Source organism: Streptomyces sp. NP-1717, assembly GCF_022695985.1.
Taxonomy (GTDB): domain Bacteria; phylum Actinomycetota; class Actinomycetes; order Streptomycetales; family Streptomycetaceae; genus Streptomyces.
In genome coordinates, this window is record NZ_JAAPBF010000015.1 from 18,007 (window position 1) to 34,043 (window position 16,037).

The window sequence follows — 16,037 nt, forward strand, 5'->3', positions numbered from 1 at the left end:
GGGGCTTCACGCACACGGGCCTCTGCAATTCACCGAATAGGTGAACGCAAAGGCCCGTGAATGCAAACTTGTGGAGAATTATTACACATCTTCCTGACGGTCAAGGACCGAGGCCAGTGCCTGCTCGAATCCCGAGCCGGCGGCGGAGGCCTCGCGGGTCGGGTCCTGCTGGCGTACATCGATCACATGGCCGGTGAGTTCGGACAGCAGCACGTCGAGCGACGTACGGGCCACGGCCTCGGAGGAGAGCAGCGAGCCCGCGGGCTCGGTGCCGAACGCCTTGGTGCGCATGGGGGTCGCGGTGCGTTCCGGATTGACGCAATTCACCCGGATGCCGTCGGCGGCCCATTCGTCCGAGAGGGCCTGGGTGAGATTCACCATGGCCGCCTTGGTCGACGAATAGAGGCTGTATTCCGCGCGGCCGCGCGTGTAGCTGCTGGATGTGTAGAGCAGGAGCTGGCCCTTGGTCTCGGCCAGATACTTGTACGAGGCGCGGGCGATCTGGACGGGCGCCAGGTAATTGACGTTCAAGGCTTCCTGAATCGTCGTGTTGTCCGTCTCGGCCAGCTTGCCGATACGCAGCACGCCCGCGGTGTTGATCACGTAGTCGATGCGGCCGGTCGCCGAGTACGCCTTCGACAGCGCGTCGTCGACGTGCTCCGGGTTCTCGACGTGGGTGCCGGTGGTGGAGCGGCCCAGCGCGTACACCTTCGCGCCGTACTGCTCGGCGAGGGCGGCGATGTCGGCGCCGATGCCGTACGAGCCGCCGAAGACCACCAGCGTCTTGCCGGAGAGCAGTTCGCGGTAGGCCGCCTCGTCCGCCTGCACGGGGGCGGCGGTGGAGGCGAGCTGGAACAGCTTGTCGGCGATGAAGACGTCGACCGGCTGCGTGACCTTCATGTTGTACTCGTCGCCCGCGACCACGTAGATCGGCACGTCGGGCAGATAGCGCAGAACCACGGAACAGTCGTCGGTGGCCTGGAAGTTGGGGTCGCCCGCGGCGATCTCGTACGCCTTGCGGATCGTGGAGAGCTTGAACGCCTGGGGCGTCTGGCCGCGCCGCAGCCGTGAGCGGTCGGGGACCTCGGTGATGAACTCGCCGTCACCGCCGTGGGTGCGGGTCACGATGATGGTGTCGGCGGAGGGGATCGCGACGTCGACGGCCTCGTAGCGGTCGAGCGCGTCCACGCAGTCCTTGATGACACGCTGTGACAGAAGCGGACGGACCGCGTCATGGAACAGGACGTTGCGGTCCTCACCCTCGGCGAGGCCCTCGCCGAGGGCGGAGATCGCACGCTCGGTGGTCTCGTTCCGGGTCTGGCCGCCCTCGATCACCTTCGTGACCTTGGTGAGACCGGCCTTGGCGACGATCTTCTCCACGTCGGGCACGAAACCCGGTGCCATCAGCACGATCACGTCGTCGATGGAGTCGGACTGCTCGAAGATCGACAGAGTGTGCTCGATGACAGCCTTCCCCGCGATCTTCAGCAGCTGCTTGGGGATCGACAGGCCCACGCGCTGACCGGTACCACCGGCGAGCACGACTGCCGTGGTGCGGGGATGGGCTGCATGCGGCACAGACACAGAACGACCTACCTTGAGATGAGTGGGGGACGCTGTGATGGTCGCACTCTCCGTGACCGTCTCGCAAGGCGGACGCCGGATGCCCCTCACCCACAGGAAACCATCCGTTCACCCTCTGGCCAGCCACATTGGGTCGTCATCCGGCCAAGTACGGCGTGACCGACACCACATCGGCACGCCGGACCGGTATGTACCTCCACGGGACCTCTACTTCGCGTCCGCTATTTCGCGATCGCGGTGTAAGTACTACGTAAGGGAAATCCCCTGCTCGTCAGCCCACTACGCGGTTTCCGCGCTATTTCCGCGGTGCGTCCGCGACGTTGACGATGAGGTCGTTGGTCCCCATGTACATGATCCGCACCCGCACCCACTGCGCCGGCCGGCTCCTCAGTTTACGGACCACTCTGCGCAACGGTCCCCAGGGCCTGCTCTTGCGCACCTCCGTAACCGGGTACTCGTAGATCGGGCGCTTCTCCACGACGTCGTCGAGGACCCGCGCGACCTTCACCGGGGCCGCGTCCGGGGCGTACTTGAGCAGCAGGTCCCACGACTCCGACCTGGCGATCTGCCGCCCGGCGGGTCCCGACACGGGGAAGGTGAAACGGAATCCCCGCTCCCCCTGGCGGCTGCCCGCGTACGTCAACTCCTCGGCGGGCTTGCCCCGTCGGCGTACCACCAGTGACGGGTCCTGGGCCATCACGCCGGCGCCGAACAGCTCGCCCGCGACCGTGATGCGCTTGCCGTCGACCCGGATGTCACCGGCCTCCGCGTGGATCGGCCGGACCCATGAGCGGAGCGCGAGCTGCTTCTGGGGCCGGGTCGCGTAGGGGACGAGATTGTGGACGGGCTCGCCGTCGCGCGCGCGTTCGCAGGCGCTCATCGCGCCGCGCTGGTCGACGGAGCGGGCGGCGATCCGTACCCGCCGTCCGGATTCCGGGAGTTCGGCGAAACACTCCCAGACACCCTCGGTGAACGCGGCGTCCGCCGGAATCGTGACCGTGCCGTTGCCGGACATCGGGAAGACACGCTCCTGGGTACGGATGTCGGAGCGCACACAGACCAGCTTCAGGCCGTCGTGGACGACGGCCGCGGCCTGCGGGGCGACGAGCGAGAAGGCCACCGCGCCGCCGGACTCCACCACGCAGTCGGCGACCGGCGCGAAGTCGCCGACGGCCGCGCGCTGGGCCGAGACGGTCCGCAGCTCGCCGAAGAGTTCCTCGTACTTCTTGGCGACCTGGCCGGGGTCGAACCGTGAGGCGTTCTTCACGGCCGCCGCGCTCATCCGGCGGCGCAGCGGCTCGTCGTCGATGAGGGTGAGCAGCGCCCGCGCGACGGCGTCGGGGTCCGAGACGGGCACCAGCAGGCCGTCCACACCGGGCTGGAGGATCTCCCGGGGGCCGTAGTCGCAGTCGCTGCTGACGACGGGCAGGCCGCAGCGCATGGCCTCCACGAGGGTCATGCCGAACGACTCGTGGCGCGAGGTGGACGCGGCGATGGCGCCCTTCGCCCACTCGGGCTCGATGGGCGAGACTGAGCCCATGAGCCGCACGCTGTTGTAGAGGCCGAGCTTGTCGATCTGCTGACGGAGGTTCTCCTTCTCCGGGCCCCCGCCGTAGATCCTCAGGTCCCACTCCGGGCGCTCGGCGACGACCTTGGCGAAGGCGTCGACGAGCACGCTGTACTGCTTCTCGGCGGACAGCCGGCCGGCGGCGACGATCGTGGTGCCGGAGCCCGTGGAGGGCTCGATCGACGGCTCGGGCACGCTGTTGGAGATGGCGAGCACCCGGGTCGCGGGCAGCGGCATCTGCGCGCGGTAGACGGCGGCGTCGCCCTCGGAGACGGTGACGTAGGCGTCGAGCGCGTCGATGTGCTGGTACATCTCGTTGCGCAGCGCGGGCTTGTGGTGGTTGTACGTCATGTGTTCCTGGCCGATGAGCACCGCGCTCGCCGGGGCGAACTGGGCGACGTACGCGGCGAGTCCGGGTCTGGTCCCGATGACGACGTCGGCGTCCGAGTCCGCGTAGTGGTCCCTGACCCGCTGGTCGGTCAGCTTGCTGTACTCGCGGTAGCGCGCCTCGTTGCGCGGGAAGTACTCGGCGGGCTGGAGATGGAGCGGATGGTCCTTCTCGTACGCCGGGGACTCCTTCCAGGTGTGGATGAGCGGCACGAGGGTGATGCGGGGGTCGACGTCGAAGAGCGGGACGGGCCGGTGCCGGAAGACCGAGACGATCTCCACCTCATGCTGCCCGGCGAACTCCTCCGCGAGGTTCAGCGTGGTGCGGATGGTGCCGCCGATGCCATAGATGGTGTGGATGAGGAAGGAGATCTTCATCAACGCTCCGTTCGGTGTTCGGAATCCCGGGCGGTCATTCCCAAGTTCCCCTTCAGGTCCGGACGGGTTCACGCGGCCCCTGGCCGCCCCCACATGCAAGACGGGCGAAGCCGACCGACGGTTGTGCGAGCACTTGAAAAGAAACCGCATGACTCATTATTCCGCCCATATCGCTCAATACCCGTAGATGGCTTTCGGTCAACCGGCGCGTCGCGCGGTGCGCGCACGAGAAAGCCGCGGCCCGCTCCCGGTGGAGCGGACCGCGGCCCTGTCGCGTGCGGTGCGTGACGCTTCGATCACTGATCGAAATCGACCCTTACGGAGGCGGGTCCGAGCGGGACGGAAGCCGCCCGGAACCGCTAGAACGGCTTGAAGTCGTCGTACTCCTTGTCCGCTTCGTCCCGCTCCGCGTCCCGGTCCCTGCGCCGTACGGCAGCCGGCCGCGGCGCGTCGAGCCGGTGGTCCTCGCCCCGCCGCCCGAGCATCTCGGCACCGGCCATCACGGTCGGCTCCCAGTCGAAGACGACCGCGTCGTCCTCGGGGCCGATCGCCACGCCGTCGCCGGAGCGGGCCCCGGCCTTCATCAGCTCGCCCTCGACGCCGAGCCGACTGAGCCGGTCCGCGAGGTAGCCGACCGCCTCGTCGTTGTTGAAGTCGGTCTGCCTGACCCAGCGTTCGGGCTTCTCGCCACGTACGCGGTACAGGCCGTCCTCCTCCAGCGAGACGGTGAAGCCCGAGTCGTCGACCGCCTTCGGCCGGATGACGACCCTGGTCGCCTCCTCCACGGGCTTCGCGGCGCGCTGGGCGGCGATGATCTCGGCGAGCGCGAAGGAGAGCTCCTTGAGGCCGGTACGGGCCACGGCGGACACCTCGTACACCCGCAGGCCGCGCGCCTCCAGCTCGGGACGGATCATCTCGGCCAGATCCAGGCCGTCCGGGATGTCGATCTTGTTGAGGACCGCGATGCGCGGGCGGTCGCCGAGGCCGCCGTACTGCTTCAGCTCCTCCTCGATCGTGTCGAGGTCGGAGATCGGGTCGCGGTCCGACTCCAGCGTGGCGGTGTCCAGGATGTGCACGAGGACCGAGCAGCGCTCCACGTGGCGCAGGAACTCCAGTCCGAGGCCGCGGCCCTGGCTGGCGCCCGGGATCAGGCCGGGGACGTCCGCGATGGTGTAGACGGTCGAGCCCGCGGTGACGACGCCCAGGTTGGGGACGAGCGTCGTGAACGGGTAGTCGGCGATCTTGGGCTTGGCGGCGGAGAGCACGGAGATCAGCGACGACTTGCCGGCGCTCGGGTAGCCGACGAGCGCGACGTCGGCGACGGTCTTGAGCTCCAGGACGATGTCACCGGAGCGGCCGGGCTCGCCGAGGAGCGCGAAGCCGGGGGCCTTGCGGCGGGCGGAGGCGAGCGCGGCGTTGCCGAGACCGCCGCGGCCGCCCTCGGCGGCGACGTAGGTGGTGCCCTGGCCGACGAGGTCGGCGAGCACGTTGCCCTTCTTGTCGAGGATGACCGTGCCGTCCGGGACGGGCAGGACGAGGTCCTGGCCGTCCTTGCCGGAACGGTTGCCGCCCTCGCCGGGCCTGCCGTTGGTCGCCTTGCGGTGCGGCGAGTGGTGGTATTCGAGCAGCGTGGTCACCGACTGGTCGACGACCAGGATGACGTCGCCGCCCCGGCCGCCGGTACCGCCGTCGGGACCGCCGAGGGGCTTGAACTTCTCACGGTGGACGGAGGCGCAGCCGTGGCCTCCGTTACCCGCGGCGACATGCAGCTCGACGCGGTCCACGAAGGTGGTCATGGTGGTGCCTCCAGTAAGTACGGAAAGTCTTGCGTCTGCTTCACCGGTTGCAACAAGCGAAGGGCGGACCCGCTTCCCCTACGGGAAGTGAGGTCCGCCCTCGCGAGAAACCGATCGAATTCGCTCTACGGGTACCGAGTTACTCGGCGACCGGAACGATGTTCACGACCTTGCGGCCACGGCTCTTGCCGAACTCGACCGCGCCGGGGGCGAGGGCGAACAGCGTGTCGTCGCCACCACGGCCCACACCCGAACCGGGGTGGAAGTGGGTGCCACGCTGACGGACGAGGATCTCACCGGCGAGCACGATCTGACCGCCGAAGCGCTTCACACCGAGCCGCTGAGCGTTCGAGTCGCGCCCGTTACGGGTGGACGATGCGCCCTTCTTGTGTGCCATGTCTCCTCAGTCCCTTACTTCTTCGCGGCCGCGGGAATAGCGGTGACCTTGATCGCCGTGTACTGCTGGCGGTGGCCCTGACGACGGCGGTAGCCGGTCTTGTTCTTGTAGCGAAGGATGTCGATCTTCGCGCCCTTGTGGTGGTCCACGACCTCGGCGGTGACCTTGATGCCGTCCAGGACCCACGGGTCGCTGGTCACGGCGTCGCCGTCGACCACGAGCAGGGTCGAGAGCTCGACCGTGTCGCCAACCTTGGCAGTGGGAATCTTGTCAACCTCAACGATGTCGTCAACAGCAACCTTGTGCTGACGACCACCGCTGCGCACGATGGCGTACACGCGGATCTCACTCTCGCTCGGAACGGAACTCCTGAAGCCAGCCGCCGCAACCGGATGGTGACGAGCGGCCTCCGCCGACGGCGTCGAGGACAGCCACCGGCAGGTGAGGTGCTCAGGAGAGTTGACGCGCACAGAAACACGCCGACGGTCAAGAGTACGGGGCGGCCGGGTGGGGGGTCAAACCAGGTGGGGGCGGGGCCGGAAGCCCGGCAACCCGTTCCCTCTCTTCAGTGTCCGCGGCGGTGGGACGCCCGCGGGTGCGAGACCGTCGTGGGTCTAGGGTGTCGTGATGGTCTCACCCCTGTCGCCGGCCCGGACCGGGACCCCGTCGTCCGACACCGCTCCCATCGGTGCCCGCGGCGTGGAGCGGGATCCGTTCTTCGACAACGCGAAGTACCTGGCCATCGTCCTGGTCGCCGTCGGGCACTCGTGGGAGCCGCTGCCGGGCAGTGGGCGGGTGGTCGAGGCCCTCTACACCTTCGTGTACGCGTTCCACATGCCCGTCTTCATCGTGATCGCGGGCTACTTCTCGCGCGGCTTCGACATGAGCCCGAAGCGGGTGTGGCGGCTGGTCACCGGGGTCCTGGTGCCGTACGCCGTCTTCGAGGTGGCGTACACGCTCTTCCACCGCGCGGTGGACGACCCGGGCTTCCCGCTCACGCCCGCCGACCCGTACTGGATCCTGTGGTTCCTGCCCGCCCTGTTCCTGTGGCGGATCACCACGCCGTTCTGGCAGCTGGTCCGGTGGCCGGTGCCCCTGTCCCTGGCCGTGGCCGCGCTGGCGTCGATGTCGACCGGGATCGGCGACGACCTGCAGCTCATGCGCGTCCTTCAGTTCCTGCCGTTCTTCGTCCTGGGTCTGTGCCTGCGCCCCGAACACTTCGCGTATCTGCGCCGCACCGGGGTGCGGATCGCGGCGCTGCCCGTCGCTCTGGTCGCCCTGCTGGTGGCGTACTGGTCGGTCCCGCGCGTCACCACTTCGTGGCTCTTCAGGAGCTACAGCGCCCGCGAGCTCGACGAGCCGGTCTGGACGGGCGCGGCGATGACCCTGCTGATGTTCGCCGCGGCGCTCGTGCTGGGCGCGTGCTTCCTGGCCTGGGTCCCGCGCCGCCGCCTGTGGATGACCGCGCTGGGCGCCGGGACGCTCTACGGCTACCTGCTGCACGGCTTCTTCGTCCGCGGGGCGCGGTATCTCGGCGGCTACGACCACCCCTTCCTGGAGACCCAGGCGGGCCGCGTCGCGGTGACGCTGACCGCGGCGCTGCTGGTGACTGCGCTGTGCACGCCGCCCGTGCGGCAGGTGTTCCGTTTCGTCGTGGAGCCGAGGATGCGGTGGGCGCTGCGCCGGGGCGAAACCAAGGCGTAGGCCCACATCGACGGGCTCGGCCCGCGCACCGTCGCACGGCCCGTGCTCGCCGTCGGGGGCCGCGCGCCGCGACGTATGCTCAACCGTCGGAAACGTGCACGGAAATCCGAAAGGCAGCAGCGTGAACTACAGGGTCCAGCCAACCGCCCAGGTCGACGAGACCGCGGTGGTCGGTGACGGCAGCAGCGTCTGGGAGCTCGCGCAGATCCGGGAGAACGCGCGCCTGGGGGAGAACTGCGTGGTCGGGCGTGGTGCCTACGTCGGGACCGGGGTGCGGATCGGTGACAACGTCAAGATCCAGAACTACGCGCTGGTGTACGAGCCCGCCGAGCTGGCCGACGGTGTCTTCATCGGACCCGCCGTCGTCCTCACCAATGATCTGAACCCCCGCTCCGTCGACCCGGACGGCAAGCTCAAGCGCGGCTCCGACTGGGAGGCGGTGGGGGTGAAGATCGCGGAGGGCGCCTCGCTGGGCGCCCGGTCGGTCTGCGTCGCGCCCGTGCGTATCGGCCGCTGGGCGATGATCGCCGCCGGGGCCGTCGTCACCCAGGACGTGCCGGACTTCGGGCTGGTCGTGGGTGTCCCGGCCCGCCGGATCGGCTGGGTCGGGCGGGCCGGTGTGAAGCTCGTGGAGCGTGCCGGGGAGCCCGGGGTGTGGGAGTGCCCCCGGACCGGCGCACTGCACGACGAGAAGGACGGCGTGCTCACGGAGCGGCTCACGCGCACCGTCTGAACCGCACGCACACGAAGAACCCGTCACACATCAGACCGCCACCACCGTGGCCTTGCAGAAGAGTGTTCGATGAAAGTCATCAGCATCGTCGGTGCCCGTCCACAGCTGGTCAAGCTCGCGGCCGTCGCGGCGGCGTTCGCGCGCACCGAGCACCAGCACGTCATCGTCCACACCGGACAGCACTACGACGCCGACCTCTCGGACGTCTTCTTCTCCGGCCTCGGGATACCCGACCCCGACGTCCACCTGGGCGTCGGATCCGGCAGCCACGGTGTCCAGACCGGGGCGGTCCTCTCCGCCCTCGACCCGGTCCTCGAAGCGGAGCGGCCCGACTGGGTGCTGGTCTACGGGGACACCAACTCCACCGTCGCCGGCGCGCTCTCCGCGGTGAAGCAGCATCTGCCGGTCGCCCATCTGGAGGCGGGCCTGCGGTCGTTCAACCGCCGGATGCCCGAGGAGCACAACCGCGTCCTCACCGACCACTGCGCCGATCTGCTGCTGGCCCCGACCGCCGAGGCCATGCGCCACCTCGCCAACGAGGGCCTCGCCAAGCGCTCGGAGCTGGCCGGCGACGTGATGGTCGACATCTGCCTGCGCATCCGCGACGCGGTGCTCGCCGGTGAGTTCCCGGCCCCGGCGCTGCCCGAGGGCATCGATCCCTCCGAGCCGTTCCTGCTCGCCACCCTGCACCGTCCGGACAACACGGACGACCCGGCCAGGCTCGCCGCGATCCTCAAGTCGCTGGCCGAACTGCCGGTCCCGGTGGCGCTGTTGGCACACCCGCGCCTGGTGGCCAAGGCGCAGCTCCACGGTATCGAGCTGAACCAGGGCGCGGTGCGCGTGGGCCGGCCGCTTCCGTACGCGGGGCTCGTCGCCGGCGTCCTGGCGTCCACCGGTGTGGTCACCGACTCGGGCGGCCTCCAGAAGGAGGCGTACCTTCTGGACCGCGTCTGCACCACGATCCGCCCGGAGACCGAGTGGGTCGAGACCCTTGAGGACGGCTGGAACCACCTGGTCCCGGACCCCCACGAGCTGGCCCCCGAGAAGTGGGCGGCGCTGGCCGTACGGCCGGCCCCGACGGCCCCGCACGGCGCCCCGTACGGCGACGGCACGGCCGCGCGGCGCGTCGTCGAGCTGATGGAGCAGGCCACGGAACGGATGCGGGTGCCCGCCCAGGCCGTCCACGCCTGACGGGCAGTCGTACGAGGAGGGCCCACCCGCGCCGTGCGGGTGGGCCCTCCTTCGTCAACGGCGTCGACGGCGGCCGTCAGCCGAGGTGCTTCAACAGCCGCTCGTACAGTGCCACATACTTCTCCGTCTGCGCTTCCCAGCTCCACTCGTCGAGCATCCCCGGCCGGTCGTACGGCGCGGTGTACCGGTCGCGGTCGCTGAGCACGGCGCCCACCGCCCGCGCCAGGTCCTTGCCGTTCTCGGACCGGAAGACCTCGCCGTTGCCGACCCGGTTGACCTCGTCCGACATGGCCTTCACATCGCTGACCACGACGGGCAGCCGGGCCTGCATGAACTCGAAGAACTTGGTGCTGAGGGCGACTTCGTGGTTCACCGGCCCCTTGCGCAGCGGGTGGATGCCCACGTCCGCCGTCGACAGGAACCGCACCAGCACGTCGTACGGCACGTACGGCATGAAGTGGACGCGGTCCGCGGCGCCGATGCTCTCGGCCAGCTCCCGCAGCGAACCGACGTAGTCGCCGTCCAGGTTGTTGATCATGAAGGCGGCGTGCAGGTCGTCCGAGAACGCCAGCGACTCCACGATCGTGTGCAGGCAGCGCTGCGGCGCCGCCCCGCCGCAGTACACGGCGAGCGGGGTGTCCGGTCCGAGTCCGCACGCCTCGCGTACGTCCCTGGCACCGTCCTCCGTGGTCCAGTCCGAGGCCCCCTCCTCGCCGGGTACCAGCCTCGGCGGCGCGTTGAGGGTGACGACCGGCAGCTCCGTCAGACCGTGCGACGTCTGGAGCATCTCCGCCAGCGCCGGCGAGACGGTGACCACCGCGTCGACGTAGGGGATGTGCTCGCGCTCGTACGCGATCTGCGAGGCGAGCCACTTCTTCGAGGTGACGGCCTGCGCGAGTCCCGGCACGAACTCGTGCGCGTCGTAGACGACCCGCACATCACGGCCCGCCGCGCGGGCGCGCACGCCCGCGCGCGCCGCGACACCGATCATGCGGTAGTCGTGCGCGTGGATGAGATCGGGCTGGAGCTCCTCGATCTTGTCGCGGTAGCTGAGCTCGTAGCGCAGGGGCAGCGGATCCAGCCGCCGCCACGCCCTGTCCCCCATCGTGGCGCCCCAGAAGGCCGTCTCCAGGCCCTCAAGCGCACCGTTCTTGTCGCCCCAGGCGGCTGCCGCCGCCTTCGTCTGACGGGTCCTGGCCTGGATGGCGCTGCGCCGGACCTTGCCCGCCAACCGGGCCGCGATGAGCGGCAGTTGCTTGGTGTTGGGACCCTTCGCGATACCGGTACGGGCGGCCGCGCGCCCGGCGCGCACCTCCAGTTCGGCCCAGTCGACCTTGATACGGCGGCTCTTGAGCAGCGCCATGTCCTGGTTCTCGTACGCCAGCGGGTAACGGATGCCCGTCACCCGGCGGCGCAGCGACTTGCGCGGGGGCAGCCGCCGGAGCATCAGCCGGTGGATCCGGGCGCCACCGAGTTCGTAGCTGTCCGCGCCGGTCGCCGGCGCGCGGCCTATGAGGTGGACCTCCCACCCCTCGTCCGCCATGGCCCGTGCGTGCTTCTGGACACGTGAGTCGCCGTCGATGGTGTTGTCGACGAGCATCACGACTCGTCCGGGGCGACGCTCTGGCATCTGACTCGTTCCTCTGCTCACCGCTCAGCCGCCGATGACGACACGGCGGACGCCACGCCAGGCGTCCGGGTCGGTGGTACGCCGGCCGTCGACGAGCACGGTGACGTCCGGCAGGTCGGCCGGCTTCAGGTCGCGGTACTCGGCGTGGTCCGCCTGGAGCACCGCCGCCGTGACCTTCTCGCCCTCGTGCGGCGGCAGGCCGTGCGCGGTCAGCTCCTCGGAGGTGTACATCGGGTCGGAGACGTACGGCACGGCGCCGCGCGCCCGCAGGGCTTCGACGGTCGGGAAGACACCGGAGAACGCCGTCTCCTTCACGCCGCCGCGGTAGGCCGCGCCGAGCACGAGCACGTTCACGCCGGTGAGGTCGCCGTACGCCGCCGCCAGGAGGTCCACCGCGTACTCGGGCATCGCCGCGTTCGCCTCGCGCGCCGAGCGCACGACGGTCGCCGCCGGGTCGTTCCACAGGTACATCCGCGGGTAGATCGGGATGCAGTGGCCGCCGACGGCGATGCCGGGCTGGTGGATGTGGCTGTACGGCTGGCTGTTGCAGGCCTCGATGACCTTCTTGACGTCGATGTCGTTCTGGTCGGCGAAGCGCGCGAACTGGTTGGCCAGGCCGATGTTGACGTCGCGGTACGTGGTCTCGGCGAGCTTCGCCAGCTCGGAGGCCTCGGCGGTGCCGAGGTCCCACACGCCGTTGTCGCGCGGCAGGTCCTCGCGTACGTCGAAGTCGAGCACGGCCTCGTAGAAGTCGACGCCGTGCCTGGCCGACGCCTCGTCGATGCCGCCGACGAGCTTGGGGTAGCGGCGCAGGTCGGCGAAGACCCGGCCGGTCAGGACGCGTTCGGGCGAGAAGACGAGGTGGAAGTCCTCGCCGGGGGTGAGCCCGGAGCCCTCCTGGAGCATCGGCGCCCAGCGGGTGCGGGTGGTGCCGACGGGCAGGGTGGTCTCGTAGCTGACGAGGGTGCCGGGCTTGAGGCCCTTGGCGATCGCCTTCGTCGCCGCGTCCATCCAGCCGAAGTCGGGCACGCCCTCGGCGTCCACGAAGAGCGGGACGACGACCACCACGGCGTCGGACTGCGCGACGGCGGCGGCGGTGTCGGTCGTGGCCGTCAGCAGTCCGGCGTCGACGGTTTGCTTGAGCTTGACGTCGAGGTCGTGCTCGCCGGGGAAGGGCTCTGTGCCGGCGTTGACCAGCTCGACGACCTTCTCGTTGACGTCGGCGCCGAAGACGCGGTGGCCCTTGGCGGCGAACTGCACGGCGAGCGGCAGACCGATCTTGCCGAGCGCGACTACACAGATATTCATCGGATTACTTTCCTCTTGAACCGGGGCAGCAGGCTTCGTACCCGCGCCCGGAAGGATGGTGTCGGCTCCCACAGCGGAGCCGTGGTGATCACCAGTCGTCCCTTGGGATTCACATTGGCCGACGCGCGGTACGGGACGGCGTCGCCCCACCGGCGGGCCAGCGGCATCGGCAGACCCCGGGTACGGATCGGGATCTCGTAGGTGGATCCGGCGACGTCGACGTAGACGCGGGCACCGGCCTTGATCCGGGCCGCCGTGAGCGGGATCCGGGCGGTCAGGACGGTGCCGCCACCGCCGTCGGGCTCCGGCACGCGGGTGAACTCGCCGACCGGGTCGGCGAGTTGGTGCCCGGCGGGCAGCCGGCGGGCAGCCGCCTTGTCCGCGCTGTTCGGCATCGCGGTGCGGGCCAGCCGGATCACGGCGGAGTCGGTCTGTCCGGTGACGCCGATCCGTACGGTGAACACGGCGAAGAGCGTGTCGCCGGTCCGCTCCCACCCCGCGGAGATCAGCCGGGTGCCGTTGGCGAGCCGGCCGGGGACGGCTTCTCCCACCAACTCGTAGCCCCGGTCGGGGAGTCGGAGGATCGGGTCGCGCAGACCGGGGTAGGCGGCGTACGCCCGCCCGTCTTCGAGCAGGAACGGCGGCGCGCCGTGCTCGGTCTCGTCGGCGATGGCCTTGGTGAGTTCGGCCACAGCGCCACGCTGGGCCAGCATTATCCGTACCCGCCGTTTGACGTCGAGCGAGTCACGCAGCGCGTCCGTCAGATAGTCGTCGGCGAGTTCGGCGACCCCGGCGCACAGCTCGCGCTGCGTCGCGGGGGCGAGGGTCGGGAAGTCGTCCTGGACGAGCTTGGCCAGCTCCCAGGTGAAGTGCCGCTTGAGGACGGCGTCGCGCTGGGGTCCCGCCTCGATCAGACCGGCCGTGTGCCGCATGATGCGGGCGGTGCAGTGCAGCCTGGACAGGTGGTCGGCCCGGTAGGTGATGTTGCTCGCGTCGCCGCGCTTCACCGCGTAGTAGTACGTGTAGTCACCGAGGACGGAGATCCGGCCGGCCCGGACGCACGCCTCGATGGTGAACGGCTGGTCGCTGCCGACCGGCAGGTCCTCGGGGAAGCGGAGCTTGTGCCGCTCCACCAGCTCACGCCGGAAGAGCTTGGTGTTGGCGAGGGTGAACGGCAGGTCGGAGCCGTACAGACTCACATCGGGATCGTTCTTCTTGTACATCGCCTGGCGCACGTAGCGGCCGTTGGTGCCGACCATCTTGCCGATCACCACGTCCGACCCGTGCTCGTCGGCGCAGGCCACCATGCGCTCCAGGGCCTCTTCGCCGAGGTAGTCGTCGGAGCCGACGAAGTAGACGAAACGGCCGGTGGCGATCTCCAGGGCGCGGTTGCTCGGCGCCGCCGGGCCGCCGCTGTTCTCCTGGTGGATCACCTTGACGGTGTCCGGGTACTCCTTGGCGAACCGGTCGAGCTCGGCGCCGCTTTCGTCGGTCGAGCCGTCGTCGACGGCCACGACCTGGAGTCGCTCCAGGCCGATGGACTGGCCGACGAGCGAGTTCAGGCACTGGGTCAGGTAGGGCATCGTGTTGTACACGGCCACCACGACCGTGACATCGGGAGTGGTCGTCGTCATGGTCTGGGCTCCGACTTCTTCCGCTCCGTGACCAGCTTCGAGTACAGCTCGTCCAGCACTTCGGCCTGCGCTTCCCACGTCCACGCGTCCAGCAGCCCCGGCTTGTCGTAGACGGCCCGGTACGGTTCCGGGTCGGCGAGGACCTGCTTGATCGCGCGGGCCAGGTCGTCCGTGTCCTCGGCGGTGAAGACCTCGCCCTGGCCGGTGGACCGGGTGACCTCCGACATCGTTCTCACGTCGCTGACCACCAGCGGCAGCCGCGCGTGCGAGTACTCGAAGAACTTGGTGATCAGCGCGATCTCGTGGTTCGGCCAGTGGTGGATCGGGATGCAGCCCGCGTCCGCGGCCGACAGGAAGCGCACGACCTGCCAGTGCGGCACGTACGGCACCGTGTGCAGACGGTCGCCCGCCCCCAGCTCCGCGGCGCGCGCCAGCAGGGTCTCCATGTAGGCGGACGTGGGGTTGGGCACCACGAACGCGATGTGGACGCCGTCGAGCTTCGGCAGCGTCTCGACCAGGTCGCCGAGGCCGCGCTGCGGTCCGGGCGAGCCGCTGTAGACGATCAGCGGGACGTCGGGGCCGATGCCGCACAGCTCGCGCAGGTCCGGCGTCGGCTCCGGCTCGCCGTCGGCGGTGACACGGGTGATCGCGTGCGCCTCGGCGTCCGCCGGGCGGTCCGGCGCGTTCAGGACGACCGTCGGCCGCTCCGTCAGCCCGTGCCGCTCGATCAGCAGGTCGGAGAGCCCTTCGGAGACCGTGACCACCGCGTCGGCGTACGGCGCGTACTCGCTCTCGTGCGCCGTGTTGCCCGGGATCCAGTGGGCGTTGTCCTCCCAGGGGCGTACCCCGGGCAGGAACTCGTGCGCGTCCCAGACCAGCTTGACCGAGCGGCCGGCGGCCCTGGCGCGGACCGTGGCCCGCGCCCCGACGCCGAGCATCCGGAAGTCGTTGGCGTGGATGAGGTCGGGCTTGAGCGCGTCGATCTCCGGACCGTACGTCAACTCGTAGTCCCACAGGGCGGGTTCGAGTCTGCGCCAGGCGCGCTTGCCCTTGACGGCCGTCCAGGCCGCGGTGAACAGCCGGTCCAGCGGGCCGCGCAGCCGGCGGCCGGCCTGCTGGGCCGCCGTGCTGTGCCGCGAGCGCAGGCCCACCCAGCGCTGCACGATGTTGGAGACCGGGCCGGCCACCCGGAGACGGACGCCTTCGACCCGGCGGAACAGCGGGGTGCCGACCGCCTTCGGTGCCACCTTGAGCGCGGCCCGGCGCGTCGCGACGTCCGCCCGCCACGCCTTGGCCCACTGCCGCCGGTACGCGGCGACCGGGCCGGGCGGGTAGGCGAGCGGGCGGCGCAGCAGGGAGCGGTGACGTTCGGCGTGGCGCTTGGCGAGCGGGGCCTTCAGCGGCAGCAGCCGTACCTCCGCGTCACCGAGCTTCCAGCTGCGGCCCTTGCCGGTGCGGACCAGCCCGAGCAGGGTGACGTCCCAGCCGGCCGCCGCCGCGGACTCGGCGGCCTTCTGCACCCGTGAGTCGCCGTCGACCTTGTTGTCGACGAGCATGACGACGCGCCCCTTGCCGGTCATCTCACCACCGGCACTCTGCGTATCCATCAACTGCCTTTCTGAACCGGTCACTTGAGGAAGCTGCTGCGGACCTGCGGTCCGGTGCGGTCCCCGGGCTCCCCACCGCCGGTGTCGGCGTCGGAGAAGCGGCGGGGACCGGTCGGGAGAA

12 protein-coding genes are annotated in these 16,037 nt (G+C 69.9%); 3 read left to right on the top strand and 9 right to left on the bottom strand.

Features of this window, described 5'->3' with window-relative positions:
- Positions 1–81: 81 nt before the first annotated feature.
- From GXP76_RS05270 to rplU, 5 genes are all read right to left on the bottom strand, one after another.
- On the bottom strand, positions 82–1,584 hold the full coding sequence (locus GXP76_RS05270) for a bifunctional cytidylyltransferase/SDR family oxidoreductase (RefSeq protein ID WP_242570233.1): 1,503 nt from the start codon (positions 1,582–1,584) through the stop codon (positions 82–84).
- A 295-nt stretch (positions 1,585–1,879) separates the two neighbouring features.
- A complete protein-coding gene (locus GXP76_RS05275) occupies positions 1,880–3,916 on the bottom strand; it encodes a glycosyltransferase family 4 protein (protein WP_242570234.1) in 2,037 nt (678 codons plus the stop codon).
- A 359-nt stretch (positions 3,917–4,275) separates the two neighbouring features.
- On the bottom strand, positions 4,276–5,712 hold the full coding sequence (gene obgE, locus GXP76_RS05280) for a GTPase ObgE (protein ID WP_242570235.1): 1,437 nt from the start codon (positions 5,710–5,712) through the stop codon (positions 4,276–4,278).
- Positions 5,713–5,851: 139 nt separating this feature from the next.
- Positions 5,852–6,109: a 50S ribosomal protein L27 gene (gene rpmA, locus GXP76_RS05285; RefSeq protein WP_242570236.1), complete on the bottom strand. Its 258-nt coding sequence runs from the start codon at positions 6,107–6,109 to the stop codon at positions 5,852–5,854.
- A 14-nt stretch (positions 6,110–6,123) separates the two neighbouring features.
- Positions 6,124–6,447 (bottom strand): 50S ribosomal protein L21, encoded by a 324-nt coding sequence (gene rplU, locus GXP76_RS05290; RefSeq protein ID WP_147873018.1) that lies wholly within the window; start codon positions 6,445–6,447, stop codon positions 6,124–6,126.
- Between the two features lie 289 nt (positions 6,448–6,736).
- Here rplU and GXP76_RS05295 point away from each other — a divergent pair, with 289 nt between their 5' ends.
- The 3 genes from GXP76_RS05295 (at position 6,737) to wecB (ending at position 9,737) form a co-directional block, all read left to right on the top strand.
- Positions 6,737–7,813 (top strand): acyltransferase family protein, encoded by a 1,077-nt coding sequence (locus tag GXP76_RS05295; protein ID WP_242570237.1) that lies wholly within the window; start codon positions 6,737–6,739, stop codon positions 7,811–7,813.
- A gap of 121 nt (positions 7,814–7,934) precedes the next feature.
- The gene (locus GXP76_RS05300) at positions 7,935–8,546 is read left to right on the top strand and encodes an acyltransferase (RefSeq protein WP_242570238.1); all 612 of its coding nucleotides are present in this window, start codon (positions 7,935–7,937) and stop codon (positions 8,544–8,546) included.
- 69 nt (positions 8,547–8,615) lie between these two features.
- Positions 8,616–9,737: a non-hydrolyzing UDP-N-acetylglucosamine 2-epimerase gene (gene wecB / locus GXP76_RS05305; protein ID WP_242570239.1), complete on the top strand. Its 1,122-nt coding sequence runs from the start codon at positions 8,616–8,618 to the stop codon at positions 9,735–9,737.
- A 76-nt stretch (positions 9,738–9,813) separates the two neighbouring features.
- Here the strand turns inward: wecB and GXP76_RS05310 are convergent, their stop codons facing one another.
- From GXP76_RS05310 to GXP76_RS05325, 4 genes are read right to left on the bottom strand one after another with little or no spacing between them, the layout of a single operon-like run.
- Positions 9,814–11,367, bottom strand: coding sequence for a glycosyltransferase family 4 protein (locus tag GXP76_RS05310; protein ID WP_242570240.1), 1,554 nt, complete (start codon positions 11,365–11,367; stop codon positions 9,814–9,816).
- A gap of 24 nt (positions 11,368–11,391) precedes the next feature.
- Positions 11,392–12,675, bottom strand: coding sequence for a nucleotide sugar dehydrogenase (locus tag GXP76_RS05315; protein ID WP_242570241.1), 1,284 nt, complete (start codon positions 12,673–12,675; stop codon positions 11,392–11,394).
- Entirely contained in the window at positions 12,672–14,309 is a 1,638-nt protein-coding gene (locus GXP76_RS05320) for a glycosyltransferase (protein ID WP_242570242.1), read from the bottom strand. Before GXP76_RS05320 ends, GXP76_RS05315 begins: the two co-directional genes overlap by 4 nt.
- Positions 14,306–15,916: a glycosyltransferase family 4 protein gene (locus GXP76_RS05325; protein ID WP_242570243.1), complete on the bottom strand. Its 1,611-nt coding sequence runs from the start codon at positions 15,914–15,916 to the stop codon at positions 14,306–14,308. Before GXP76_RS05325 ends, GXP76_RS05320 begins: the two co-directional genes overlap by 4 nt.
- Between the last annotated feature and the right edge of the window lie 121 nt (positions 15,917–16,037).